This is a genomic window from Alkalihalobacillus sp. AL-G (assembly GCF_030643805.1).
GTDB lineage: Bacteria > Bacillota > Bacilli > Bacillales > Fictibacillaceae > Pseudalkalibacillus.
In genome coordinates this window covers 3,967,024-3,993,125 of record NZ_CP094656.1, presented here as the reverse complement: position 1 = coordinate 3,993,125, position 26,102 = coordinate 3,967,024, and the positions used below count along the sequence as shown (strand labels likewise).

General features: G+C 42.1%; 26 protein-coding genes and 1 pseudogene. 12 read left to right on the top strand and 15 right to left on the bottom strand.

The window, feature by feature from the left end:
- Positions 1–9 precede the first annotated feature (9 nt).
- From MOJ78_RS20140 to msrB, 4 genes are all read left to right on the top strand, one after another.
- The gene (locus tag MOJ78_RS20140) at positions 10–1,182 is read left to right on the top strand and encodes an ABC transporter substrate-binding protein (RefSeq protein WP_304979106.1); all 1,173 of its coding nucleotides are present in this window, start codon (positions 10–12) and stop codon (positions 1,180–1,182) included.
- Between the two features lie 169 nt (positions 1,183–1,351).
- Entirely contained in the window at positions 1,352–2,140 is a 789-nt protein-coding gene (locus MOJ78_RS20135) for an ABC transporter ATP-binding protein (RefSeq protein ID WP_304979105.1), read from the top strand.
- A complete protein-coding gene (locus MOJ78_RS20130; RefSeq protein WP_304979104.1) occupies positions 2,140–3,309 on the top strand; it encodes a phenylacetate--CoA ligase family protein in 1,170 nt (389 codons plus the stop codon). Before MOJ78_RS20135 ends, MOJ78_RS20130 begins: the two co-directional genes overlap by 1 nt.
- Before the next feature lie 131 nt (positions 3,310–3,440).
- Positions 3,441–4,406, top strand: coding sequence for a peptide-methionine (R)-S-oxide reductase MsrB (msrB, locus tag MOJ78_RS20125; protein WP_304979103.1), 966 nt, complete (start codon positions 3,441–3,443; stop codon positions 4,404–4,406).
- Positions 4,407–4,448: 42 nt separating this feature from the next.
- On the opposite strand, the pseudogene hmpA reads toward msrB, so the two are convergent.
- Positions 4,449–5,653: pseudogene (hmpA, locus tag MOJ78_RS20120) on the bottom strand (NO-inducible flavohemoprotein).
- A 209-nt stretch (positions 5,654–5,862) separates the two neighbouring features.
- Here hmpA and MOJ78_RS20115 point away from each other — a divergent pair.
- Positions 5,863–6,309: an RrF2 family transcriptional regulator gene (locus MOJ78_RS20115; protein ID WP_304979102.1), complete on the top strand. Its 447-nt coding sequence runs from the start codon at positions 5,863–5,865 to the stop codon at positions 6,307–6,309.
- 225 nt (positions 6,310–6,534) lie between these two features.
- Here MOJ78_RS20115 and MOJ78_RS20110 read toward each other — a convergent pair whose 3' ends face one another.
- The 7 genes from MOJ78_RS20110 to eis form a co-directional block, all read right to left on the bottom strand.
- Positions 6,535–7,275, bottom strand: coding sequence for a hypothetical protein (locus tag MOJ78_RS20110; RefSeq protein ID WP_304979101.1), 741 nt, complete (start codon positions 7,273–7,275; stop codon positions 6,535–6,537).
- Positions 7,272–7,775 carry an RNA polymerase sigma factor gene (locus MOJ78_RS20105; protein WP_304979100.1) on the bottom strand — a complete coding sequence of 168 codons (504 nt, stop codon included), beginning with the start codon at positions 7,773–7,775 and terminating at the stop codon, positions 7,272–7,274. Before MOJ78_RS20105 ends, MOJ78_RS20110 begins: the two co-directional genes overlap by 4 nt.
- Before the next feature lie 160 nt (positions 7,776–7,935).
- On the bottom strand, positions 7,936–8,604 hold the full coding sequence (gene bshB2, locus MOJ78_RS20100) for a bacillithiol biosynthesis deacetylase BshB2 (protein ID WP_304979099.1): 669 nt from the start codon (positions 8,602–8,604) through the stop codon (positions 7,936–7,938).
- A 160-nt stretch (positions 8,605–8,764) separates the two neighbouring features.
- Positions 8,765–9,112 (bottom strand): YojF family protein, encoded by a 348-nt coding sequence (locus MOJ78_RS20095; RefSeq protein WP_304979098.1) that lies wholly within the window; start codon positions 9,110–9,112, stop codon positions 8,765–8,767.
- Between the two features lie 144 nt (positions 9,113–9,256).
- On the bottom strand, positions 9,257–10,066 hold the full coding sequence (pdxK, locus tag MOJ78_RS20090; RefSeq protein ID WP_304979097.1) for a pyridoxine/pyridoxal/pyridoxamine kinase: 810 nt from the start codon (positions 10,064–10,066) through the stop codon (positions 9,257–9,259).
- 99 nt (positions 10,067–10,165) lie between these two features.
- A complete protein-coding gene (locus MOJ78_RS20085; protein ID WP_304979096.1) occupies positions 10,166–10,723 on the bottom strand; it encodes a GNAT family N-acetyltransferase in 558 nt (185 codons plus the stop codon).
- 50 nt (positions 10,724–10,773) lie between these two features.
- Positions 10,774–12,024 (bottom strand): GNAT family N-acetyltransferase, encoded by a 1,251-nt coding sequence (eis, locus tag MOJ78_RS20080; protein WP_304979095.1) that lies wholly within the window; start codon positions 12,022–12,024, stop codon positions 10,774–10,776.
- Between the two features lie 123 nt (positions 12,025–12,147).
- Between eis and MOJ78_RS20075 the strand changes: the two genes are divergently transcribed.
- From MOJ78_RS20075 to MOJ78_RS20065, 3 genes are all read left to right on the top strand, one after another.
- Positions 12,148–12,702 (top strand): flavin reductase family protein, encoded by a 555-nt coding sequence (locus MOJ78_RS20075; protein WP_304979094.1) that lies wholly within the window; start codon positions 12,148–12,150, stop codon positions 12,700–12,702.
- 52 nt (positions 12,703–12,754) lie between these two features.
- Positions 12,755–13,444 (top strand): uracil-DNA glycosylase, encoded by a 690-nt coding sequence (locus MOJ78_RS20070; RefSeq protein WP_304979093.1) that lies wholly within the window; start codon positions 12,755–12,757, stop codon positions 13,442–13,444.
- A 230-nt stretch (positions 13,445–13,674) separates the two neighbouring features.
- A complete protein-coding gene (locus tag MOJ78_RS20065) occupies positions 13,675–13,869 on the top strand; it encodes a YbxH family protein (protein WP_304979092.1) in 195 nt (64 codons plus the stop codon).
- A gap of 18 nt (positions 13,870–13,887) precedes the next feature.
- On the opposite strand, the gene MOJ78_RS20060 is transcribed toward MOJ78_RS20065, so the two are convergent.
- Positions 13,888–14,013 (bottom strand): hypothetical protein, encoded by a 126-nt coding sequence (locus MOJ78_RS20060; protein ID WP_304979091.1) that lies wholly within the window; start codon positions 14,011–14,013, stop codon positions 13,888–13,890.
- Positions 14,014–14,187: 174 nt separating this feature from the next.
- Positions 14,188–15,387: a mechanosensitive ion channel family protein gene (locus tag MOJ78_RS20055; protein WP_304979090.1), complete on the bottom strand. Its 1,200-nt coding sequence runs from the start codon at positions 15,385–15,387 to the stop codon at positions 14,188–14,190.
- 167 nt (positions 15,388–15,554) lie between these two features.
- Here MOJ78_RS20055 and MOJ78_RS20050 point away from each other — a divergent pair, with 167 nt between their 5' ends.
- Entirely contained in the window at positions 15,555–15,722 is a 168-nt protein-coding gene (locus MOJ78_RS20050) for a hypothetical protein (protein ID WP_304979089.1), read from the top strand.
- Positions 15,723–15,931: 209 nt separating this feature from the next.
- On the opposite strand, the gene MOJ78_RS20045 is transcribed toward MOJ78_RS20050, so the two are convergent.
- Positions 15,932–16,741 carry a class I SAM-dependent methyltransferase gene (locus tag MOJ78_RS20045; RefSeq protein WP_304979088.1) on the bottom strand — a complete coding sequence of 270 codons (810 nt, stop codon included), beginning with the start codon at positions 16,739–16,741 and terminating at the stop codon, positions 15,932–15,934.
- A gap of 152 nt (positions 16,742–16,893) precedes the next feature.
- Between MOJ78_RS20045 and MOJ78_RS20040 the strand changes: the two genes are divergently transcribed.
- The 3 genes from MOJ78_RS20040 (at position 16,894) to MOJ78_RS20030 (ending at position 21,691) form a co-directional block, all read left to right on the top strand.
- The gene (locus MOJ78_RS20040) at positions 16,894–17,727 is read left to right on the top strand and encodes a nucleotidyltransferase domain-containing protein (protein ID WP_304979087.1); all 834 of its coding nucleotides are present in this window, start codon (positions 16,894–16,896) and stop codon (positions 17,725–17,727) included.
- Between the two features lie 46 nt (positions 17,728–17,773).
- Positions 17,774–20,173, top strand: coding sequence for a penicillin acylase family protein (locus MOJ78_RS20035; protein WP_370529748.1), 2,400 nt, complete (start codon positions 17,774–17,776; stop codon positions 20,171–20,173).
- Positions 20,174–20,449: 276 nt separating this feature from the next.
- Positions 20,450–21,691 (top strand): MFS transporter, encoded by a 1,242-nt coding sequence (locus tag MOJ78_RS20030; RefSeq protein ID WP_304979085.1) that lies wholly within the window; start codon positions 20,450–20,452, stop codon positions 21,689–21,691.
- 162 nt (positions 21,692–21,853) lie between these two features.
- On the opposite strand, the gene MOJ78_RS20025 is transcribed toward MOJ78_RS20030, so the two are convergent.
- From MOJ78_RS20025 to MOJ78_RS20010, 4 genes are all read right to left on the bottom strand, one after another.
- Positions 21,854–22,777 carry an NAD(P)/FAD-dependent oxidoreductase gene (locus tag MOJ78_RS20025; protein ID WP_304979084.1) on the bottom strand — a complete coding sequence of 308 codons (924 nt, stop codon included), beginning with the start codon at positions 22,775–22,777 and terminating at the stop codon, positions 21,854–21,856.
- Positions 22,774–23,322, bottom strand: a complete 549-nt coding sequence (locus MOJ78_RS20020; protein ID WP_304979083.1) for a 5' nucleotidase, NT5C type — start codon at positions 23,320–23,322, stop codon at positions 22,774–22,776. The genes MOJ78_RS20025 and MOJ78_RS20020 overlap by 4 nt, the downstream gene beginning before the upstream one ends.
- Positions 23,323–23,441: 119 nt before the next feature.
- Entirely contained in the window at positions 23,442–24,602 is a 1,161-nt protein-coding gene (locus MOJ78_RS20015; RefSeq protein ID WP_304979082.1) for a S1C family serine protease, read from the bottom strand.
- A gap of 48 nt (positions 24,603–24,650) precedes the next feature.
- Positions 24,651–25,793, bottom strand: a complete 1,143-nt coding sequence (locus MOJ78_RS20010) for a zinc-ribbon domain-containing protein (protein WP_304979081.1) — start codon at positions 25,791–25,793, stop codon at positions 24,651–24,653.
- Positions 25,794–26,102 lie beyond the last annotated feature (309 nt).

The following is a 26,102-nucleotide window of genomic DNA, read 5'->3' as shown; positions in this document are numbered from 1 at the left end:
GGGAGAAGCATGAAAAAATTGTGGACGAGTCTGTTGATGGTTCTGTTGGTATTCGGAATATTAGCTGGATGTTCAGAAGGTACATCTGGTGGAGAGGGAGATACGATTACAATAGGTGGACTATTTGACATTACCGGAGGAACTGGGGATGTGGGGGCACCTTATGCAGAAGGAGAGAAAGCTTATTTTGAATACATCAACTCTAAAGGAAAGGTCAATGGCTATAAGCTTAGATTAGTTGGAGAGGATTATGCTTACAAGATTCCCGAAGCACAAAAGCTGTACCAAAAATATAAATCAAAGGAAAATGCCGTCGCTATTTTAGGCTGGGGTACTGGTGATACGGAAGCCCTCCGGCAACAGGTTGCTAAAGATAAGCTTCCATTCATCTCAGCCTCTTATTCTGAGAATCTTAAAAATATGGAAGAAAGCCCATATAACTTCTTAGCGGCAGCTTCCTACTCTGACCAGGCGCGTTCTGTACTGCAATGGATAAAAGATAATCATAGTGGTGGTTCACCGACAGTTGCTCTCATTTACAATGATACAGCCTTTGGAAAATCACCGGTAGAGGATGCAAAAGAGTTTGCCAAGGAAATCGGAATTGAAGTTGTTGATGAACAAGTCGTCGATTTGACAGCACTTGATGCTACCTCTCAATTATTGAATATGGAAAAGAAAGACCCCGACTATGCGATTATCCAGGAAACATGGGGAGCTACAGCGACAATCTTGAAGGATGCAAAAAAATTGGGAATCGACACCCAATTCATCGGGTTGAACTGGGCCACTGGTGAAGGCTTGATTTCACTTGCGCCAGATGCCTCAGAAGGGTTTATCGGAGTTGTAACACATGCTTTCCCTTATGAGGATCTGGAAGGAATGGCGGAGATTGAAGAATACCTTGAAAGTAAAGATAAAAAGTTGGAAGATATAGATCAGAAATTCGTGCAGGGCTGGGTATCAGCAAAGATTTTGGTTGAAGGAATCAAACTTGCAGACGACCCTACGACTGGTGAAGGAATCCGGGCTGGTTTAGAAAAGATAAAAGAACTTGATCTAGGCGGACTTGCTGCTCCAGTTACTTTTACATCAGAAAGCCATGCTGGAACAAACCAGATTCGTTTAGCAGAGGTGAAGAACGGGAAGTTTGAAGCCTTTACAGATTATATCGGCTACTGATAAGTAAAGGGGTGCTATGCTGACACCCCTCTTTTTTACACGTTAAGAAAATATAAAAATACTTTCTATAGTACAAGGCAAGGGCCTTTAGGTCATCCTTTAGGGCTAAGGCTCAGCCGGCGCTAATGCTTGGCTTTGCCAAGTTTTCTTTGAAATGGAGGGAGAACGTATGCTGACCTTAAACAATGTAGAAGTCATGTATGATCGGGTCATCCTGGTTTTAAAAGGAATGTCGATGGTCATTCCAAAAGGGAAGATCGTCGCATTGCTAGGAAGCAATGGCGCAGGAAAAACCACGACTCTGAAGGCGATTTCAGGGCTGTTAAAGAGTGAAAATGGCGAAGTTACTGACGGGTACATTGAACTTTATGGAGAGCGAATCGATGTCACTGATGCAGAAACGATTGTCAAAAAAGGAATCTTCCAGTGCATGGAAGGCCGCCGTGTTTTTGAACATTTGACAGTAGAAGAAAACCTGCTTGCTGGAGCCCATACAAGAAAGGATCGAAGAAACATCAAAGCTGACCTTCAAAAGGTATATCAATATTTTCCGAAGCTGCAAATACTTAAGAACCGACAAGCTGGTTATCTTTCTGGAGGAGAACAACAGATGCTGGCAATCGGAAGGGGACTGATGGCGAAACCAAAAGTACTTCTGCTGGATGAACCTTCTCTAGGCTTAGCACCACTGCTCGTAAAAGAAATTTTTGCTATTATTAAGCGTATTAACGAAGAAGAAGGCACAACAATTTTAGTAGTGGAACAAAATGCAAAAGTGGCGTTATCCATTGCTGACTACGGATACATAATGGAAAACGGTCGGATTGTGATGGATGGTACGGTTGACAGACTATTGGAGAACCAGGATGTCCGGGAGTTTTATCTTGGAATTGGTGATAAAGGGAGAAAGAACTATAAAAATATCAAGTCATATAAAAGAAGAAAGAGATGGCTGTAATGGGTTCTCTGCAAGAAGTAATCCGACATGCTTATGAGAATGCAAATGGTTTCAGGGAGCATATGAAACGTGCAGGACTCTTACCGGAAGAAATATCTGACAAAGAGGATTTGCATAAACTTCCTGTGTTGAAAAAAGATGACTTGCCTGATTTACAAAAGGCAGGTGCTCCGTTCGGAGAGTTGGCGACAATTGCTCCATCAACATTTGCGAGGATCTTTATGTCCCCTGGTCCAATCTATGATCCTCAGACTGTTGAAAGTGATTTTTGGCGATTTTCAGAGGCGCTTCGCGTAGCTGGTTTTGACGAAGGAGACATTGTACAAAATACGTTTTCCTATCACTTATCTCCTGCGGGTTTTATGTTCGACTCTGCACTTAGGGATTTGGGTGCTACGGTTGTGCCAGCTGGAACAGGTAATACCGAACTTCAAGTACAGGTGATGAAAGATTTACAAGTGACGGGTTATGTCGGAACACCAAGTTTCTTTTCAATTCTGCTAGATACTGCTGAAAAGTCAGGGTATACGGTCGGAAAAGAACTTAATCTCAAGAAAGCATTTTTTACAGCAGAAATGCTGACAACGGAAATGAGAGAAAGATGTGAGGCTATCGGGATTTCGATATTTGAAGGGTATGGAACTGCAGATTGTGGTTGTATTGCATATGAAGATAAACAAGGTCCGGGATTAAAAGTGACATCCTCCGCTATTGTACAAATTTGCGACCCATTAACAGGGGAAGACACAAGTGGTGAAGGAGAGGTTGTGGTCACCCTGTTTGACAAGAGCTACCCGCTCATCCGGTTTGGGACAGGAGATTTATCACGTTGGGTGGATGGATATGATGGCGAGAGGGTCGCTGGCGTTCTAGGCAGAGTCAGTGACGGTGTGAAAGTGAAGGGAATGTTCGTTAGAGAGAAACAATTGGCTCGTGTGTTAAAGCAGGAGGGATATTCCGAATTCCAGGGAGTTGTCACTAGAGAAAATTACTTGGACAAATTCGAAATATTGATAGAATCATTAGAGGAACTGCATTCGGAACTTCTCTCCAGATTACAGGACGCCATTCGGGTTAGACCAGTTTTGACAAGGGTGAAGCCAGGTACGATAAAAAATGGTGAGAAACGACTGATCGATCAACGTATTTTTGATATGAAAAAGGTGTAGCAAGACCCACTAAGGGTTCAATTCAGGAAGGGAAAATTTTAGATTTTGTATGTTTCGAGCATTTTTCTGTAATTCCTTCTGAAAACAGGTTATCTTAATGAAAAAGCTGATTTTCTTTTGGAGGGATTCACATGACGGAAAATAATGATCGTTTCGAGCTTGCAACCTTTGCCGGCGGCTGTTTCTGGTGCATGGTCAAGCCATTCGATGAAATGCCTGGGATTGAAAAAGTCGTGTCAGGTTATACAGGCGGACAAAAGGAAAATCCGACGTACGAAGAAGTAAAATCGGATACGACGGGACATCGTGAAGCGGTACAAATTACCTTTGATCCTGCCATTTTTCCGTATGAAAAACTACTGAAGCTTTATTGGCAGCAAATCGACCCGACAGATCCGGGTGGGCAATTTTACGATCGAGGAGAGTCGTATAAAACAGCGATTTACTATCATAACGAGGCTCAGAAGGAAATGGCTGAAGCTTCGAAAAAGGATCTGGAGGAAAGCGGGAAGTTCCAAAAGCCGATTGCGACCGACATTTTCCCTGCATCAGCCTTTTACGAAGCCGAGGACTATCACCAGGGCTACTATAAAAAGAATCCGTTGCATTACAACCAATTTCATAAAGGGTCAGGACGGAAAGACTTCATCGAGAGTAACTGGAAGGCTGAAAAGGACGAAAAAGACCTCCGAGAACGTTTGACGGAAATGCAATACAACGTTACTCAGAAAAATGGAACAGAACCCGCTTTTAATAACGAATTCTGGAACAATGAAAAAGAGGGGATCTATGTCGATGTCGTTTCTGGTGAACCGCTTTTCAGCTCAACCGATCAATACGATGCGGGTTGCGGTTGGCCAAGCTTCACGAAGCCGATCCGTAAAGCACAAGTTGAGGAAAAAGAAGATTTGAGCCACGGGATGATTCGGACAGAGGTGCGCAGTAAGGACGGCGATTCTCACCTCGGGCACGTTTTCCCAGACGGACCAGGACCTAAAGGGATACGTTATTGCATCAATTCGGCGGCATTACGGTTCATTCCGAAAGAGGACCTTGAAAAAGAAGGACTAAGTGAATATAAACAGTTATTTGAATGAGAAAGGGATGGCGCAATCAAGCGTCATCCCTTCGTTATGCATTTAGCTTCCCACTGGTTCGAGTTCTTTTGAGAGGTCGATGGCTGGTCCGAAAAATTCGAAGTTGATTCGGTCTGCATCTACACCCCATGCACGCAAACTGCTGATGATCGCTTTCATGAAGCCTTCTGGACGGCAAATATAAAAATCAGCATCTTCACTTGGAAGTACCGTTTGCAGCCATGGAAGGTCAATATAGCCTTCCTTTTCAAAGCATTTATTAAGACGGTCTTGTTCAGTCGGTTTTTCAAAACAGAAGTACGTTTTCAATTGATCATGGTGTTCGGTCAGTTCAAGAACATGATGTCCCATCGCTTGGAAATCTCCGTTTACGGCAGCATGGATGTAATAGATGTCCCGGTTCGGAGATTCCGTCAGGCTCGTTTCAAGCATGCTGATGAGTGGCGTTAATCCAACGCCGGCACCGATTAGCACAAGCGGACAATCTTCCTTTCTTTTTAACGTAAAGTTCCCAGCAGGTGCACTTAGTAGAATCGTATCACCTTCCTCAACAGAATCATGAAGATAGGTGGACACAGTACCCTCGCGTTTAATACTCAATCGGTAATAGTCTTTTCCAGGTGCATCGGAAAGGCTGTATTGGCGGATATATGTGTAAGGATCGTTCGGAATCTTCACCTTCACACTGACATATTGACCAGGTTCAAAGCCTGCAAGTTCACCGCCATCAGTCGGTTTTAAGTAGAAAGATGTAATAACGTTGCTCTCAACCTGTTTTTTCACAAGCTTGAACTCGCGATCGCCTTCCCATCCTCCTCGTTGTTGCTTGGCTTCGGTATACATCTCTTTTTCAACGCCGATGAACGCATCTGCAATCACTTGATAAGCATCCGCCCATGCATTGATGATGTCATCGGTCGCTGCATCTCCCAGTACATCCTTAATTGCTTTGAGTAACGTTTCACCGACAATCGGATAATGCTCGGGTTGAACGCCTAAACTTCTATGTTTATGTGCTATTTGTTTAACTGCAGGAAGAATTTCCTCAAGACGGTCGATATGAACAGCTGCTGTATAGACCGCATTTGTAAGCGCCTCTTGTTGATGACCTTTTTGTTGATTGGAATAGTTGAAAATATTCAGAAGCTTCGGGTGGTTTGAAAAAAGCAGTTCGTAATCGTCGTTCCATGCTCCTTCAGTACCGGTACAGTCGCTTTTATCGTATCGATGGTTTTTTGTTCTAACATAATGGTAGCCCCTTTCATCAAAAAAGAAGTATTTTAAATACACCTTTATACTACGACCGGTTGCTTTTTAAAGAAATATTTCAAATGCATCTTTCATATTTCCGCCATAATTGTCGTCAAACATCGCTCACATTTGTTAAAGGAGTTTCTTCTCTAAGAGGGAATTGAATGATAGAATAGGAGCAATAGAAAAGGGAAGAGGATTCTAAATGAGACTTACGAACTTTACCGATTATTCCTTACGGGTATTGATTTTTCTGGCCACTCAAAAGGAAGATCGGCTCGTTAACATTAAAGATATAGCCGATACCTATCAGATCTCGAAAAACCACCTGATGAAGGTCATTCATGAGTTAGGTAAGCTTGGATTGATTGAAACGGTTCGTGGCCGTAATGGTGGAATCCGTCTGGATAAACGACCAGAGGCAATCAATATCGGTACCCTTATCCGTAAGACGGAGGAAGACTTCTACCTTGTGGAGTGCTTTAATGAAACGGAGAATGGTTGTATCATCAGTCCGGTTTGTGGATTGAAAGGTGTACTGAATGAGGCGTTGGAAGCTTATTTCAAAGTGCTGGATGGATATACTCTTGCGGATTTGGCGTTCAATAAGGCGGCGTTTCAGCAGCTATTCTCAATGCATAATACTGAATAAAGAAGTAAAAGGAGAGCGTCTAATCAGTATGAAATAATAGAATATATCTATCACAAAAAAACGCTTGGGTAGTTATGGTACCGACCCCCGAAGGTTAGAGTAAAAAATTTAACTTTCAGGGGTAACCACCTATCCGAGCGTTTTTTACTATAATGTATATGTCTTCTTCCTGAATAGCATCCTTAGTGGAACAGGAATAACAGAATCCTTGTTTATAAATACGTTCTATTCAATTGCATAGATAATTTCTTCTTTTTTTTCTAGAACTCCATTCCTATATACTTCAAATTTTGTTGGTTTTTCATTTAGTAGTGTTTGTAGTACTTTGTTTTGCTCTGCTTCGCTTTCTGAGCTAGCTTGTTCTACTTGAACAATAATCTTAAGTATTTCTTCTTCTATCTTTAAACTTACTGTTTGAGCTGTGTTCTTACTCACCTTTGAATAGACTGTAAAAGCCTGTTGATCAGAATGAGTTTTAACACCATGAACATATACGCCTGCCTCAACATCATCCAAATTGTACTGATCGAATTTCATCGGTTTTCCTGTGTAAAATCCAATCAACGAAGGGTCAAATTCACTTTCAATGACTTTAGCATCTCCTATAGCACCCTCTACTGTAGTATAATTTTGACTAGCATTCTCTGACTCTTTGTCATTATATGATACTTTAGATTGTTCTGATGAAGCTTCATTATCACTTCCTCTACTAGCTTGACCGGCATCTGAATCTGTAATATCACTTAATGAAAGACACAAAACTAAAATTAACAAACCTGCTGCAACACTTCCAAATCCGAAAGCAAGCTTTTTCAGAAATCCACCTCTTCTTTCTTTTCGATCAATACTTTCAGCAACATTCATTAGGTTTTGATGAATGTAATTAAATTTCTTTTCGCCTATTCTTATCCTTGATTGACTTTTTATTTTTTGTTCAAGGTCCTTTAAGCCATCCCTTCTATTCATGGTTCTTCCCTCCATTGTTTTCGTAATGCTTTTAATGCTCTGTGATAATTGGTTCTCACTTTTTCCTCAGGCCAATTTAATACAGAGGCTGCCTCGGCTACAGAAAACTGATTAACCCCTCTTAATATAACTACATCTCTGTAATTATTGTTTAATAACTGGATAACATCATGAAGTTCTTTTGCACTCTGGTCATTTAGAAATACCATTTCAGGATTTTGCTCGTTTGATGATAGATTTTCATCTATTGGTATTAGTTTTTTCCACATACTCTTTTTTTTACTTTTCATTTCATCAATAGCTAGATTTCTAGCAATAGTAAAAAGCCAGGTTTTAGGACTTGAATGATTCTTGAATGTATTTAAACTCTTTAAAGCTTTAATGAATACCTCTTGGACTAGATCTTCTACATCTGAACTTCCTGTAAAGTAAACCAAATAACGATAGACATCATTTCCATATAAATAAAACCATTGGGATATCGTACTTTTTCTAGACATGGGACATTTCCTCCATTTGAGAAACTCATATAAGTAGACGACTAAATTCATGTTTTATGACACCTGATTTTTAATTTACCATCTGTAAAATTGAAAAAAACAGCCTCACACTGGTAGGCTGTTTATTTTATATATATTGCAAGGATGTACTATTAAATTCTTAATTAAATTTATACGTCCAGAAACGTTCCCTTTGAAGCCGGTTGATCACTTCTTCCTCATTTGCCTCGAGACGTTTTTTCATGCCCGCGACGAGCCCGGCTGTTTGAGAACGGTGTGCTTCAATCGTTGCGATTTTCTTGTCTTGGACATCAGCTACATCACGAATGACATCGGGTTCTCCCAGCTTTTCGACACAGTCATTGGAGAAGGCAACACATTCGACTGGCGGTCGTTCGGATTCGGGAAGCTGCCTTACTGCCTCAATCACTGCCTCGCCACACGCATCGTGATCGGGATGCACGCTGTAACCAGGGTAAAAAGTGATGATGAGGGTCGGCTTTACTTCCATAATCACCTCAGTCACATGGTCGGCGATGATAACAGGGTCTTCGAATTCAATTGTTTTATCACGATAGCCCATCATGCGTACGTCTTTGATTCCGAGTACCTTACAGGCGGTTTCAAGTTCTTTTTTACGGATCAATGGGAGAGTTTCCCGATTCGCAAATGGTGGGTTTCCCATGTTTCGGCCCATCTCGCCAAGGGTTAAGCACATATAGGTCACCGGTGTTCCATTCTTGATAAAACCTGCAATCGAACCGGAAACACCGAATGCTTCATCATCGGGATGAGGGAATACGACAAGGACATGCTCATGCGCTTCCATCTCGTCCACTCCTTTCATTTTATATAACAATTGCTACGAAAATGCAATGTCTAGCTCCAGCGCCCAGTTCCTTGGGTCACTTCAGACCTCTTGTGGGGCGACAGTCTCCTCAGTGGTCTTCCAGTGACCTGTGGTGCTGACCAGGGCACTTACGCTTTTCTTAATCAAAAGGGGTTTCGCTAATTTCGAGTGCAACGGCAAGCTTTCCATCTTTATCGTGACCAGCCATCAGCAGTCTATTTTTCCCTTCAAGCTCCCAATCGGTAAGCCCCTCTGCATAAATCCAACCGAGTTCTATTTTCAACCCGACTCGATACGGTCCAGCACCAGTTATTTTTCCACGTGTATAGCGGATTTTCCCATTACGGATATAAGCTCCTGCTGAGAAAAAGGATTCATCGAAATGAGAGGCGTAAGCACCATTCGTCGTTTCAAGGTGAATATAGACATCTTTATCAACAAACCGCTCGATAAGGTTTTGTACTTTTGACACATCTATCGGATCCAAACTGAATTCCTCCTATGTAAAGCCATCGTCCTTATATTGTACTAAAAAATAGAGGTGGATGTATGTATGGCTGCTTATGAAACGATTTTTTCACTTAAAAATGGACTGGGTTTCCTTCATGAGGTCCCAGCCCATCCGATCATTTTATCGGCTTGAAACGAGTTGTTTATATGATGCGTGATTGGTTGGTCCGACATATTCATTGAGACGGAAGGAGTGGCGGATCGCTTCAGTGATGAATGCTTTTGCCGTTTCAATCGCCTCTCTGACCGATTTACCTTGTGCTAAGCTTGCTGTAATGGCCGCAGAATACGTACATCCAGCACCATGTGTGTAAGGTGTATCAATCTTCTCTGAATCTAGGATGCTGAATTCGTTTCCATCATAGAAAAGGTCGATCGCGTTTTTATGCTCGAGCTTGGAGCCGCCTTTGATCAACACATGCTTAGCGCCTGTGTCATGGATTTTCTTTGCCGCTTCCTTCATGTCATCCACCGTTGTAATCGGTTTTTGATTCGCAAGGAATGCTGCCTCAAAAAGGTTCGGAGTGGCAACGTCTGCTGTTGGAACGAGCACATCGCGGAGTGCATCGGTGTTCTCTGGGTGAAGCACTTCCTCAGCCCCTTTACAAACCATCACCGGGTCGATAACGACGTTTGGAAGTTGGTTTTCTTTGATCGTTTTCGCAGCAAGCCCAATGATATCAGGAGAGCCGAGCATACCTGTTTTCACTGCATCTACACCGACTGATACAATCGTCTTCAGCTGTGCCTCAACCGTGCCTAATTCCTGTGGGAAAACGTTATGGTGCCAATTGTTATCCGGATCCATAGATACAATTGTTGTCAACGCAGTCATTCCATAAACGTTCAGCTCTTGGAATGTTTTCAGGTCAGCCTGGATCCCAGCTCCGCCACTACTGTCAGAACCTGCAATCGTCAATGCCTTTTTCATTTAAAAAACCTCCTCTGCTACAATCCGATTGGAAAGGTATGATTAATTTTTTATAGTTTGATTATATCAATCTTTTTGTTGAAAACGAACGTTTTGGCTTTACCCTTGCTCTTGTTTAACCCACTCACGTCGAAGTAAGCCGTACATGTGCATGTCATATGCCTCTCCGTCTCGGAAAAGGAATTCCCGTTGCGCCCCTTCGAATGTGAATCCGAGCCGTTCATAAAGCTTAATGGCGCGTTGGTTGTAACTGAAGACCGTCAGCTGGATCCGGTGCAGGTTCAGTTCGTTAAAAGCAAAGTCGAGTGCGAGCTGCATCGTTTCATAGCCAATCCCTTTCTGCCAAAGCTCACGTTCGCCGATTCCGATCGCAAGCCATGCATTCCGATGCGGCCAAAGAATGTCATTGACATCAACCCAGCCAAGAACTCGGTCGTCCTCCTTTAATCGGATAGCAAATACATATCCTTTTTGTTCTCTTGGTTTAAGTTCAACCCATTCTTTAAAATCGCGTGGAAGCATCGGAAATGAAGGTAATGCATCCATGCACCGCATATATTCATCGTCCTGATACCACTTGGATACCGTTTCAAGATCCTCCTCCTTGAAGCGTCCAAGATAGACTCGTTCCCCATATCGAATCGTTCGTGTAGTCATGTTTTCTCCCCCTCATATAGTGCTGTAATTGAATCACAGATAAAGACTCTTTAAAAACGGTTTAAGCATTCTGGTTTTTGTCGTGAATGGAATAAGTCACTTACCACGTTCACGTAGTTCGGATCGGAAATTTTGGCCAGCCCGTATTGATAAAGACGATCGAATGGAACAACACCCATCAGCCACGAGGATAATTCGGATACATTTATTTGGACTTCAACATCTGTCTCTAAATCCGAACCGACCTTCAAGCGACCGTCTTCAACATGTATGGTTACACTTTGGTTATTTTTAGGTAAAAAAGTATCGCGAACCGACAATTTCAAGCGGCACGTCTTATCGTTAAAATTATGGCTTGATAGCGATTCCATGAACACTTTCACGTCCAGGATTCGGTACATCAAGCCGATTCCCTGTGTATTCGATTCATGTGTCACATGCGGGATCATTTCGTCAGTTCCATTTCGTGGGTCTGCGAACAAGTAATGAAAATGCTCGTCTTGTGTATCGAACAGGATGTACCGAATCTGATCGAATTGACTATGGAAAAACGTCAGCATCTCCGTAAGCACATCTTGATTTTCATAGACGAATTCGTGAATCAAAATATCATTGATGACGAAATTCCCTTCCTTACCAGATTGAAAGGAAAACCCTGCGTAGCCTTTCACTTCACCATTTTTCAAATAGCCGATCGTATAATTCCCTTGCTGTTTCATCGGTCGTATATAGTCCTTGTCCGTACGAAGCATATACCCGTGTGTCTTGGCTGCGACCCGATTGTAGCAATCTACCAATGTATCGACCTGATCAAGAGTTATGTAAGCGATATGTGCTTTGGAGGAGCCTTTTGGCAGATTTTCAGGCTTCACCCGATAACGGTTTTTCTTCGTCCCGTACCCGTATCCCATCTGTTTATAAAAATCTGGGCGGAAAGGGTATAGTGCGGTTAGTGGAAACCCGCGATCGCGGTAATGCTCGTGAAAATATTCAAGCATCAATTTAGCAACGCGTTCTTTTTTATGTAAAAGGTCGACGGCAACCGAGCCGATGCCACCGATAGGGACTATCTTCTTGTGGTACATCATTTCAAAGTCAAGAAGCCGCATCCCGCCGACCATCTTTCCATCCTTATAGGCGCCATAAAAAGAAGAGGCTTGATCGTTTTTCTGAATTTCTGAGAACCGTTCTGCTGTTTTTGTATGATCGTCTTCTGACACAATGTGAATGCCTGGATACGATCGACTGACAATCGCAACAAACTGTTCCATCTCATTTAACGGTATTTTTTTGATTTCCATGTGACGCCCCCTGTTGTCTATTTTTTTTCCAGTTAATTATATCATTTTAGGCAACCGAACTGACAAACAATTCAAATTCATGTGATAATTAAAGAAATAGAGTTTTAGAGGGGGAGTAGAACGATGAGAAAACCTACAGATCAAACGGTCATGCACAGCTATCCAGGTATGGTTGCAATCGTAACGGTTGCACACGAGGGTGAAGACAATGTCATGGCAGCTGGCTGGCATTCGTACATTTCATACGACCCGGCTATTTACGGTGTTGCGATTGGACGTGAAAGACATACCCATAAGCTCGTTAAAAAAGCGGGCTGTTTTGCGGTTAATTTTTTACCTTATGAAAAAGCAGCGTTCATTCAACAAGCAGGTACATATTCAGGAAACGCTACGAATAAATTCGAACTCGGCGGCGTAACGTTCGACAGGGGAATTACGATTGATGCCCCTATTTTACATGACGCATATGTCGCCTATGAGTGTAAAATGATCGACGTTAATTCTTACGGGGACCACGATTGGTTTGTCGGGGAGATTACGAAGTTTTATCGAGATGAGGATTTGTTTCAACAAAATGGCTTGCCCGATTTCGACAAGCTGGATATTCCACTCTATTTGGGACGTTCTAGTTACTTGAGGGCAGATGCGAAAAGTGTGATCAAGCAGTTTCGAGTATAGTTGGGCTTATGTTAAACTAGCACTGAATTTCATAACTAATGGGTGATGAACAATGGCGATTTTACAAAATGATTGGCAGGATGTACTAAAACAAGAGTTTGAGAAACCTTATTATAGAAGTCTCCTTGAACAGTTAAAAGAAGAGTATAAGACAGACAAGGTTTATCCGGATATAAACGACATTTTCAATGCGTTGAATTATACACCTTACAAGGAGGCGAAGGTCGTCATTTTAGGGCAGGATCCTTACCATGGTCCTGGACAAGCGCACGGCCTAAGCTTTTCTGTCCAACCAGGAGTCAAGCATCCACCGTCATTACGGAACATTTTTAAAGAACTGAAAGACGATCTGGGTCACGACATTCCTGATCACGGTTCACTTGTGCAATGGGCGAAGCAAGGAGTCCTGTTACTGAATACGGTTTTGACGGTTAAGGAACGTCAACCGAACTCACATAAGGGTTTGGGTTGGGAGATGTTTACGAACACAGTCATCAAGCAATTAAATCGGCGGTCGACACCGGTTGTCTTTATTTTGTGGGGACGCCATGCTCAACAGAAGGAAGAACTGATCACGAACAATGATCATTTCATCTTAAAATCTCCGCACCCGAGTCCATTTTCGGCAAACCGAGGCTTTTTTGGGAGCCGACCATTTTCCCGCGCGAACCTATTTTTAAAAAAGAACGGATTGGATGAAATCGATTGGGAAATTCTACCGCAGAAGCCGGTTTCGCAGTAAATTTTCCGTTTTTGCAGTTGTTGCACTCGTTTCAAGGCTGATCATTCAAAACCAACCTTCCACTTCACGCGGAAAATCATTATTTCACGCGATAGTGGATACTTTTGACGCGGATATAAGATTTTTTCATGCAAAATGGAATATATTTAACGCGAATTTTAAAAAATGAAGCAAGAAACGCATTCTCTTGTCCATACTAATCGGTAGTAGAGTGAAGGAGGCGTTTGCATATGGGAGCAATTCAACGAGATGGATACACGTTTGATGTCGAATACAGCGTTTCTCATCAGAATGGTGCGGTACATGTTTACCAAGATGGGAAATTCATTCAGGAGCTGCCGTTTCAGTTTTCAGGTGAAAAGCCGAACGAGGATGAAATTGAGCAGCTGGTCGATCGATTTTTTGAAATGGGGACAGGTTTGTAATATTGTCCCCGTTACAGTTCAATAGCTTTTTTTCTTTTTCCGAGCTGAATCGACCGCTTTTCCTTTTTCATAACCCGTACCCTGATCTTCTGGCTGAGAAGAGGGGAGTCCGATTGTAGCGGGGTTTGCTTTCTTTTTTGCCATTCGTAATAACACCTCCATGTTGTTAACTTGTCCTCCTTGATGTGAAATAAATCGTGTGAATTTAAATCCAGATAAAAACAAATGGGACAACCTATAATATTAGGTTCATCCCCTTTATTTTAGTTTCGTTTCATTACCATGACGTCCTTTGTTTAATAGGACGGATTGTTATACTCATCCTCTTTCACCTTCAGGTTGTCCCGTTTGATCGTCATCGTTATTATCATGATGTCTGTCCTGTGCTTCATCATTATGTTCGATCGTTGTACGTTCACTTAGGTCAGATTTTTCATACGACTCAGACTGGGTTTCCATATAAACACTAGTGCTCGGGAATGCCACATCTACATTTTCCTCTTCTAAAATCTCGAGGATTTTTAGGTTGATTTCTTCTTTGATTGTAAGATACTTTTCCCAGCTTGTTGTAATCGTGAAAAAGTAAATAAGAAGGTCAAGGCTGCTGCTGTTATAACGATCGAAGTTAACGACGATAAATTCAGGATGAACCCCTTCATGTTCACGTATCATCGTTCTTATCCGCTCGACACAAGTCTTGATCTTATTCCTAGGTGTATTATATGTAAGACCTAAATTGAAGGTGATACGACGCTTTCTCATTCTGCTCCAGTTCGTTATTGCCTCATTTGAAATTGTCGCATTCGGCACAGTAACTAACGAATCGGCAAAAGTCCGTACCTGAGTACTTCTGAAGTTGATATCCTCGACAACTCCTTCGACTGACGGTGTTTGAATCCAATCACCAATCGAAAAAGGTCTCTCAATGATGATGACAACCCCGCCTAACAGGTTTCCTAACGATTCTTTCGCAGCAAAGGCAATTGCAAGACCACCAATTCCTAGTCCTGCCACGAAACCATTGACGTCGTAACCCCATTCCTGAGCAATCACGCTAAGGCTGATTGCTACGATGATAAATTTCAATACCTTCGAGAGAAAGGGGATCAAAATTGCGTCAACCTGTATATTCAATCGACGGTGTATTTGCTCAAATAAAACCGAAGTGGTTGACGACAGGTTGATCAGCCCCCAGGTAATCAATACGATGATGGCTGTACGGAAAAACTGTCGCGGAATTGTAATAAAATCACCACTGAATTCTAATGAGACATAAGCAATATAGAGTCCTAAAAAAATGAAAAATGCACGTAACGGACGTTCAAAAGCGAGCAAAACCTTATGAAAGATCTGTGCTTTTGTTTTGCTTGTGAACCTTGTTATGATTTTAAAAATATATTTCGTGAAAATTTTTCGGAATATCACAAAGCCTAGAAAGATTGCTAAAGCAATGCCGATGTCATACCAAAATTCAAGGTCGGTCGTCCAGTTTACCAAAGTTTCAATTATTTCCTGCATTGTTAACTCCTTTTACAAGATGTTCAAGTCAGACGTAATTCTGAACGTGTTTTTAATTAGTTTCTACTCTCCAATCTAGCAGAAAAAGCTTAAAGGGTAAAATCGTACATTGAAATGCTGATTCTTGTTAATTATAAGGGACGAACGGAAAAAGGAGGAGGTAGAAGATGCCCAGGAAACGGAATGATAAAACGAAACGATTCGATGAACCGACGTTTGCACCAGGGATGGATATCGATCATCAATTGAAACAGGATGCATCAGAGGAGGAAGTCAAGGAGGGGGATTATACCGAGGTAACGACCTTATCCCTCGATGAAACAGACCCTCGCTAAGTAGGATTAAGGGACTATCCGATCCGGTTGGCACCGTCGGCCAGCCCCTTTTTGATGTTTGCAAAGGCGTGTGGTCATGAGAAATTGATAATTATGATAAAAAACCGATATAATAAAAAATTCGCTTATGTTTTCAAGAGAATCTGCTGTTTTTTCATCGGATATCGGTTTTCACCAGCCAGGCCATCTTTTATGGCGAGGTGCCGATGTCAGATTTTCTTTTTGGCTGAAAGATAACCAGTTTCTTTCGTAATATGAATCGGGCCGTTTTCGATAATCCTCCTATTTAAAAACTGTGTAAGTCTCTCTGCGTTATTGTTGTGCTTAAGTTGATCTGCGGCAGAACTCATTGTTGATTGGACATATTGAACAATTGGAGCTCCTTCTGTAATCGCTAAATCGCAGTCATAATGCTTTACTTTTACGTTTGAAAAATTGACGGATAGTTGCTCCGATCCATTCTGTAAACTAAATGCATCAGAAATATTCTTTGTTCGATAGTCGAGAGAGGCGTCAAACGCTGAAAGAAGTTCGGGGAATTCCCGTAAATGTCCTTCACCGATTGTTGAGGCATACAATGTACCGTCGCCTTTTAACACCCGGCTCAATTCTTTAATTCCCTTTTTACGATCCTGATCCTCCAAATGATAAAGCATGTGGTTAGCCATCACGATGTCAAAATGATTGTCGGGAAACGGTAGGGCACATAAATTTGCAGCGGAAAAATCAGCTTTAAGGCCAACTGATTCGATATTTGATTTGGCTTCCGTTATCATCCCTTTCGAGGCGTCTACTAAAACCAGTTCGATTGAGTCGGGAACACGGGAAGCATTCTCCTTCCAGAAGCTTGCAGTTCCACAACCGACATCTAGGATTTTAGCATCCATAGGTATGGTCATTTCTCCAAAGTACCATTCCGTCCAGCCTGTTATATTTGTGCTGAACCGTTCATGTAGTTGGATACGCGCATTTAGATTGCTACTCGTTGCATATTGTTTTTCAACATTATAGTTCCCCATCATACACCTCCGAATTAGTTAACATGGCGTAAATCGTCTTGCGATTAGCCTCTTTTGCCAACTCTTTTTAACATTTTACCTTAAATTTAATATATTTTCACAAAATTTTGATATATAATTGGAAGTAGTTACCACGTAAGGAGAGACTTTAATTGAATCTGTTAGAAAAAGCAAAGCAAATATCGACTTACTATCGTGAAAATAATAAACTAGCGGTTTTATTCATTGGTGGATCTGTATCAAGAGGGTGGCAAGATCAATACTCGGATATTGAGCTTTTTTTGCTATGGGACGAGCCTCCATCCGATGAGGATCGTTTAACACCAATAAAATCGGCCAACGGAACCATCCTCGACTTTCATCCGTATGAAGATAACGAATGGTCGGAAACGTTTTTATTCGATGAAACGAAATTCGAGATCAGCAGCTTTCTTACCTCGACTGTTGAGGAGTATATAAAAGTTGTGCACAATGGTAATCCTTCACTTGAAAAGCAATGCCTGCTCGGGGCAATTGTTGATGGGATCCCGTTAAAAGGAGAGAGTCGTCTGCACGGGCTTAAAACCGCTTTACAACAATACCCTGATCAATTAAAAGCGAACATGATCCAGGAACACCTTCAGTTTGGAGGACCTTGGCAGAACAGGGAGGCTCTATTATACCGCGGAGACCATCTGATGCTATACAGGACAATGACCGAAGCAAGTATGAACCTTATGGCCGTTCTAAGTGCGATCAACAACGAATACATCCACCATCCAAGGTTCAAATGGGTAAACGAAACATCCGAAAACTTCCGAATAAAACCAGTGAATTTCCATCAACGCCTGTTAAAAATATTTGGGCATTTACAGCCTGAAGAAGGGGTACGGGCACTAGAATCCCTTATTAATGAAACCATTCATTTAATTGAGAATGAATTTCCTAGTCTTGATATAGACGATTTGAAAATGAATGCTCGTTCAGTTCGTCCAAGAGCTAAATGAAGCTAATTAACTGAGATAGAGAGACGCTATAAAAGGGGAGATGCAATTGGAGAAAGTCGTACAAAAGGAGTATGTTGTCAATCGCCGCCTGTCTGTCAAAAAGGTCGTAGTCATGGCAAGTATGATAGTTCTCGTTTTATTGATCGTTGCATCATCTGTTGGCGTGTATGTCGTTCAAAAAAGTCTTCCGATTACGAATGGGTCAGTAACGCTGTCTGGAATTTCTGAACCGGTTACCGTCTATCGTGATGATACGGGCGTTCCCCATATCGAAGCGAGTAATATTCGAGATCTTTATTTTACGCAAGGATACATAACTGCTCAGGATCGATTATTTCAAATGGATCTTAGCCGCCGTTTAGCCTCAGGCCGGTTAAGCGAGGTCGTGGGCGAAGCAACAATCGATAGCGACCGGTTTTTCCGTACACTCGGATTGAGACGTGCGGCTGAGGCATCATTTGAGCATTATTCGGATCAAGCAAAGAATGTGTTGGACTATTACGCTGAGGGTGTCAATGCCTACATAAACCAAGCGAAAAAGAAGAACACCCTCCCCGTTGAATTTCTAATCATGAACTATGAGCCTGAATTATGGACACCGTTCGACTCACTGACCATTGCGAAGTATATGGCTTTTGATTTGGGCGGCCATTGGGAAGGACAAGCTTTTCGCCAATATTTGCTTCAAAAGTTTCCAGAAGAAAAAGCGCTAGAGCTATTTCCTTCCTATCCGAAAAATGCTTCGACAATCATCTCAGCCATAAAGAACTATCCGATCGATCTTAAAAAAAGCTTTGCAAATGCCGTTGTTCCAAACACTTTTAATGGGAGTAATAATTGGGTCGTTTCCGGACAAAAAACGGAAAGCGGCTTACCATTGCTAGCAAATGATCCTCATCTCGGCCTTGGTACTCCCTCCATCTGGTACGAAACACATCTAAGAACAAATGACCTGAATGTCAGTGGCGTAATTTTTGCCGGGATTCCAGGAATCATCGTCGGTCATAATGAAAAAATCGGCTGGGGTGTCACAAATGTTGGACCTGACGTTCAGGATCTATACATTGAAAAACGACATCCAGAGGATCCAGCTCTTTTTAAATATATGGGTGAGTGGGAAAAAGCAAATGTGATCAAGGAAATGATTCACGTAAAAGGTACTGAATCAGTTGAGCATACGGTTATGATTACTCGGCATGGGCCCATTATTTCCGAGTTTGCCCATCATGATGATACCGAAACGGCTTTAGCCTTGAAATGGACAGCTCTGCAACCTTCAACTGAGCTTGAAGCGGTTCTCCGAATGAACAAGGCAGGAGACTGGGAGGAGTTTAAAGAGGCGCTCACGTATTTTCATACACCAGCACAAAACTTTGTGTTCGCTTCAAAAGAGGGAAAGATTGCCTACAGAGCAAACGGCTTGATTCCAATTCGTAAAAAGGGGGACGGGATGCTTCCGGTTCCAGGATGGACGGATGAGTACGAGTGGGAAGGGTATATTCCGTGGGAGGAGCTTCCGACAATTGAGGACCCTGTGCAAGGGTTCATTGCCACGGCTAACAATAGAATCGTCGGGGAGGAGTATCCATACCATATTACAAATACATGGGCTCAGCCTTATCGACATGAACGAATTACGGACGTCCTATCAGGCCTCGGTCAATTTACGATAGAGGATATGCAGCAATTGCAGTTCGACCAATATAACCTGCAGGCAGAAGAAATGATTCCGATCCTGCTGCCAAGGCTTTACCAAACAACAATGTCTCAGCTTGAAAAAGAAGCGTTTAACATGCTTGGCCACTGGAATTACATGGACGATAAAGATTCAGGTGCACCCTTGGTTTTCCATCTCTGGATGTATGAAATCAGTGATGTTCTATTTGAAAAGCAGATCGATAAGGAAATGATGGATCTGTTTGACGGAAGAGCACAGACAGTCGATCAATTGATCCGTCATGCACATAACAGTGCCCCTGGCATTTGGATGACGGAAGCAGGTGGATTATCGATAGTGGCATCCATTGCATTCGAGCGTACGGTTGATAAAGTATCGAAATTACAAGGAGAAGATCCAGAAAAGTGGCGGTGGGGAGACTACCATTCTGTCACTTTTGAGCATCGGCTTGGATCAATCGAACCGCTTAATTTGCTGGTTGATTCGAATGATACACCACTTGGAGGTAGCCGTGTCACAGTAATGGCAGCAGGATGGGACCGTGGGACAGGCAATGTGAATCATGGTGCTGCGTGGCGAACGGTTGTAGACCTATCAAATATCCATCATGCGTATAATGTCGTCGCTCCTGGTCAATCAGGACATCCGTTAAGCGACTTTTACAATGATCAAATCGATGAATGGACAACAGGTAAATACCATATTACGAGCACCATTAAAGATGAATATAAGCATGGCGACACTTTACGATTGTTGCCAAAGGAGTAAAAAAGGGTCAATGAAGTGGCCAAAGGCGCATTTTGAGCTGTTTCATGTATTCATAGGAGTCTTGCGTTCCCGTTTTGTGCACTTTATGCAGCTTGAGGGTATAAAAGAGACTCGGCGAATGAGATGGTGAATCGTACATTTAAGCAGTTTCATGCATTCATGGACGTCAATAAAGTGTGAAAACTACATTATGTATTTTCATGTATTCATACTTGGGGTCATACATAAAATTCAAACAACATAGAAAAGCCCTGTCACTAATTGGGGGTTGTTTATATGATTAATATTTTGAAAGAGAATGGACTATTCAGAAGACTGGCTTCATCGTTATTCATTTCTGAGCTAGGGTCATGGTTCAGCTATATGCTGTTGATTGTTATGACCTATTCAAAAACAGAAACGCTGCTCACGACAATGGGGATTGCGGGCTGCTTAAGCATAGGTAGTATCGTAGGTGGTGTGATGGCAGGGGTTATCATTGAAAATAAAAACCCAGCTAAAGTGATCATTGCTACAAACATGGCGAGTGCCTTTGTAATTTCTATGCTGTACTGGCTGCCAAGTGATATTTGGATTTATTATATTGCTGCTTTCTTTATCTCGCTCGTATCATCGTTTCGAACACCAGCGTTCAGTAAATACATCGTAAGTGTTGTTAAGCAAGAAAATCTGATGGAAGCGAATGCGGCTTTCCAAACGACAAGGGAAGTCATTAAAGTTCTTGGACCCGGGCTTGCTGCAACAGTACTTGCACTTTTACCTGAAAATCAACAGGGTATCGGCTTTCTGATCGATGCCGCGACTTATGTTATTGCGTGCTTTATGTTCATCGGTATTTCTATTACTAGTATGGAGCCTATACAGGAGGAAAATGGGTCAGGTGTAAAAGAATCATTTTGGCAGAAATGGGTTGAGGGGCTTAAGCCGATCAAGTCACCTATCGTAATTAGTGTGATGCTGATGTATGTTTTCATTATGTTAGGTATAGCAGGAGTGGATGTCACCTTTACTGCCCATGTCAACAACAGCGGATACGAGGCAGAATATGTCGGATATGTGATTGGAGCGTTGAGCATCGGTATGGTATTGACCTCTTTCTTCGGTTCAACGTTCATTAAGAAATTACCTCTATCTGTCCAGCTAGGAGGCGGTACGTTAGGACTTGGACTATTTTATGGAGGAATCGGATTTTCCAATAATTTATCTATTATGATGGTCTCCGCATTCCTGTTAGGTATATTCAATGCAGGCTTTAACATGAGCGCTTCGACGTTTTGGCAGACTGCCATTCCGTATGAACAGTTAGGCAGATTTTTCAGTACGATAACGAGCTTTTTAAGTGCAATAACATTAATCGGGATGGCTCTCGTCGGTATATTAGGAACACTATTGTCACCTCAATTTGTAATAGTGCTCTGTGGTTTTGTTATCCTAGTTGCTGGTTTAGTTAGTATGTTTGTCATTCATGCCGTAAATAAGAAGAGCCCGCTGGCGGCAAATTCTAAACAAGCTTCCTGACAATTAATACTAGAAAGAACCAGCGCCGGCCCCACTAAATTATAACGAGTGGGGAGGCGTCTGGTTCTTTTTTAATAGGTAAAAGTATAAAAGCGTTCTCGTTCGCTTTTTGAGACGAGACGGAAGGCAAAATCGAAAAAAAAACCCTCGAACGTTGACGAATCAAGAAAGCTCCAACGATAAATGCTTTGCGGCGATCATCCCTTGGCCAGTAGCGGATGAGATACTTGAGAAGACAGGATGAGTGCACACATCACCAACGGCATAGATTGAAGCGTTGCTCGTTCGTTGGCACGTATCCACCTTAATATAGCCGTCTTCATCAAACCGGACGAAATCTTTTACAAACGTCGTATTCGGTTCTACACCAATCCGAATGAATACACCATCGGCAGTTAATTCCTGATGTGATCCATCCCTCACACTTTCTAAAACCACATGCTCTAAATTGCACCCATTATGGTGGATCCGCTTTACAATGGAATCTTCAATAATCGAAATCCCAGGATGTCTGAGAACAGGCTTTCGAAACTCCTCGCGCGCACGGAACTTTCGAGACCGATTCACTACAACAACTTCTGCACCACATTCAGCAAGTAACAATGCTCCCTCAAATGCACGGTCACCGCCACCGACCACAATGACTTTTTTATCTTTAAAACGATGTCGATCCTTCGTTGCAGAGTAGATTTCCCCTCGATCGATCATTTCCTGTTCACCTGGAATATTCAGCCGCCGTACCGAGGTGCCTGTTGCAACAATTAAATACTGATAATTTAATGAGGAAGGCTCCCCCTGCAGTTTCATCGTTCGTTCGGTCATGTCGATCTGTTCAATATCAGCCTGAACGGTATAACGACAGTTTAATTGTTGAATATGATCAACGAGCTGGTTTTTGAATTCATTCCCGTTTGCATAGACTTGTCCAGGGTAATCGACAATCTGATTATGTATATCAATCAATTGGCCACCGAGCTGCTCAGACTTTTCAATTAGTAAATAGTCCAGGCCGAGGCGCTCGCACCAGATTGCAGCAGAAATTCCCGCAGGACCGCCGCCGATTATGATGATGTCTGTAGCTTTCATAAATACTCACCCTTTTCATATGCCTCTAACCATCCTTCAAACTCAAGCCAATTACTCACCCGCTCAACGTCCACTTCCCGGTTATAAGGGTAGTCCATTGCAATAGCAGTCCGACCTGTATGTTGAAACGCAGTCAAGTTATGTGGTGCATCATCAAAAAGGATGTCCCCGCGGATCATTTCCTTCCGGTGGGTAAAAATAAGATTTCTTTTTCCGATAAAAGGAAGGTGCTTTTCAACCCACTTTTCTTTTTCGGTATAGGCATATGTTCTGCTGGTCGTTACGATAAGGATTTCATGTTTTTCATGTAAACGGCTTAAGACCTCGATCGCATGGGGAAGAGGCTCCAATTTTATGAAAATCCCTGGTTCGTCTAAGTAGTCATAGATCTTTGTCCCGCATTCATCCTTCACGTATTTTTCACTGTTCCAGCATTTCAAATCCTGTACGCTAAGGGTATCATCATACTCTTGGTTATATCGGCTGTGCCACTCGGTCATCAGGTCACAGATTACTGAATCCATATCAATCAACAACGTTTTCATCTCAGGTGACTCTCCTTTTCCAGCACTCATTGTAAAAATTATAGCAATAGCCTGTCAGAAAAGAAAAGGACAAAGGAGCTTTGTTAGTAAATAACCCCTTTGTCATCACAGTGAATGTCTTATTCGACCTCTTCAGCCTGACCGCTAAGAATTTTCAATTGGTTGTTTTCAAATCCGACCTGGTACGTGCATTTATACAGGACTGATTTGGTTTTTTGATTTTCTTCTCGTTCTAGTGCATTGATGAATACGGTGACGGTTGCCTCTTCGTTTTCTTTAGAACGTATACTGCTAATTTTATCGATCGTCACATCAACGGTATGAATATAACCTTCCCGAAACTTCTCATAGGATATGCTCGTTTGCCATTTGCTGCCGAGTAAAGAATAGGCGGTTACATAATCACCAATTGAGAGGCTTTCATAAAAATATCCAACGATGTATTCGCCATCTCCAGGAAAAAGCTTTGAAGGTTCCTTCGAGGGGGAGGGATCGTCATCAGTCATCATTTCAGGAGGGACTTCATCCGGGTTCTCCGACCATTCGATGATTTTTTCGTACACATTGCGAATCGGAATACTGAAACCGATAGATCCTTCCTCTGTTCCAGCAGAATTGATTGCTAACACCTTTCCAGTCGTCTGATCGATTAATGGCCCACCGCTGTTTCCTTTAGCGATCGGTGCAGATATTTGGTATACGTCCAAGTAGGTGTAATTATCAATCGTGAACTGCCGGTTTACTCCGCTGATGATTCCTGTTGTGACAGTGTTTTGTAATCCGATTGGGCTTCCAAGGGCGATGACTTCATCTCCGACTTCGGCAGGTGTTTTATTTTCGAGCGGCAACGGCATTTTTCCGGCAAGCTCTGGAAATCGAACGACAGCAACATCGGTTGTTTCACCCATTCCGATTAAATATCCCTCATATTGCTGTGCATCTGCTGTTTTCGCGATAATTTCCGTTGCCCCTTTAACGACATGGGCATTGGTAACGATATCGCCTTTATCATTATAGAGAAACCCTGAACCGACACTTTCCCCAGTTGAAGTGGTCACTTCAAGCTGAACGACACTCTTTTGACTTTCGTAAATAATCGTTTTCAGTTCTTTCGGTTCATCGGGCTTGGGTTGATTTGTTGTTTCGACTACTTTTCCTAATGAGGAGGTCGCCTCAACGTGATATCCATTAAAATAATCATGGAGGGCATAAAAGCCTCCTGCGCCTGCTGCAAGGAACAGGACGGTAACAACGAGAGATAAGATGGCAGGACGTTGCAAGACTTTACCCACCTTTCATAATGTTTTTGGTCATTTGATCAGTGTGGTCTACTGAAGATACCAGGTTGCTTCATTAAGCTTTACGTTTAAGGCCTCATTTACGAGAAAATGCGTGTATTCGAATGAGCCAGTTTCACCTGGATACAAAACATCCGGAAAGACGTAAGCCTCATTCTCACCATATTCTTGGCCATCTTTTTGAAAAAGTGTATAAGAAATCATAATTGAAGTAACAGGAACCGTTGCGTTGCTTTTTACAGTTCCGGCTACGATAATATCTCCAAATTCATTCAACGAAGCTTGGATTTCAGTTACTTCGATTGCGTTGTTCAGATTGTGTTCCTTTTCTTTGGATGCGGCTAAGAGTGCCTGTTCAATCCTGTTTTGTTCTGCTTGTTCAAAAGCCTCTTGTTCGCTTTTAATCGTAGTTTTCAAGTTTAACAGCTTTCCATTATCCGGTTCATAGGATAGCCCTTTCGTTACAGAGGCAAGTGCTGCTGAAAATTGCTTATCTTTTAAAAGATCGCTAGCTATCGTATAAGCGAAATCGGCAATTTGCATTCGGATCTTATTAGCAATTTGTTCTGCTTCCGGTATATCTAGTCTTTCTGCTTTTACTAAGATAGGCTCCAGCTCTTCAATCGAAGACTTTCCTTTCATTTCAAAACGCAGCTGAGCAACATTTGTTGTGATCCTCGATTTTTTAATTTCCTGCTCGATTTGAGTGATCAATTCACCAGAAAAGCCTGAAATCATGGCTTCAGCATGTTTAATCTCGTTGATCGCTTTTTCAAAGGCATGATCCTCTTGCTGCTGCTTTGCTTTATGTAAACGCTCTTCAATATTAATAGCGGTTTCCATTAACGTGATGTTCCTTTTTGCGGCATCAAAATTCCCACGCAGCGTGAGGGCGTATTGAAACGACTGTTTTGCCTTTTTATAATCGCCTTTAAGTGCGAGTTGTTCCCCTTTTTCAAACGCATCGTTAGCGGTATCCGTTTCCGCCCGTTCGGCAAATACGTAGCTTCCGAGGCTACCTGCAATAATAAAAAAAGTCAGTAAAGGAACAAGCCAGTACCATTTACGTCTGGGTGGCGGTGATGTTTCAACATTGGATGACCGTTTTGCCCCGCATGATTGGCAAAACTTTTCCTCATGTTGAAGCTGGTTTCCACAATTCGAACAATACATCTTTTCCCCTCACTTCACTTTTCGATTCCTCTACCTATTTTGTCATAATTTAGTATTCTATGGAACTACTTTTTACGATTATTTTCCTATTAAATTGAACTTTTTCAGTTTTGTTTAGTTTTTTAAATGAGAGGGGAATGAATACATGGGTATTTGAAGAATTTTCTAAGGTTTTAGTAGCTTTTATGAGTCTTGATTCGCCTGAGGATAGACTCGGCGGATTGAACATGATCAGTAAGATCGGCAGGGATGATGATCTTTTTATGGAATTTATATTACAGTGCAAGCAACAGTCAACGCTCTGTCGGA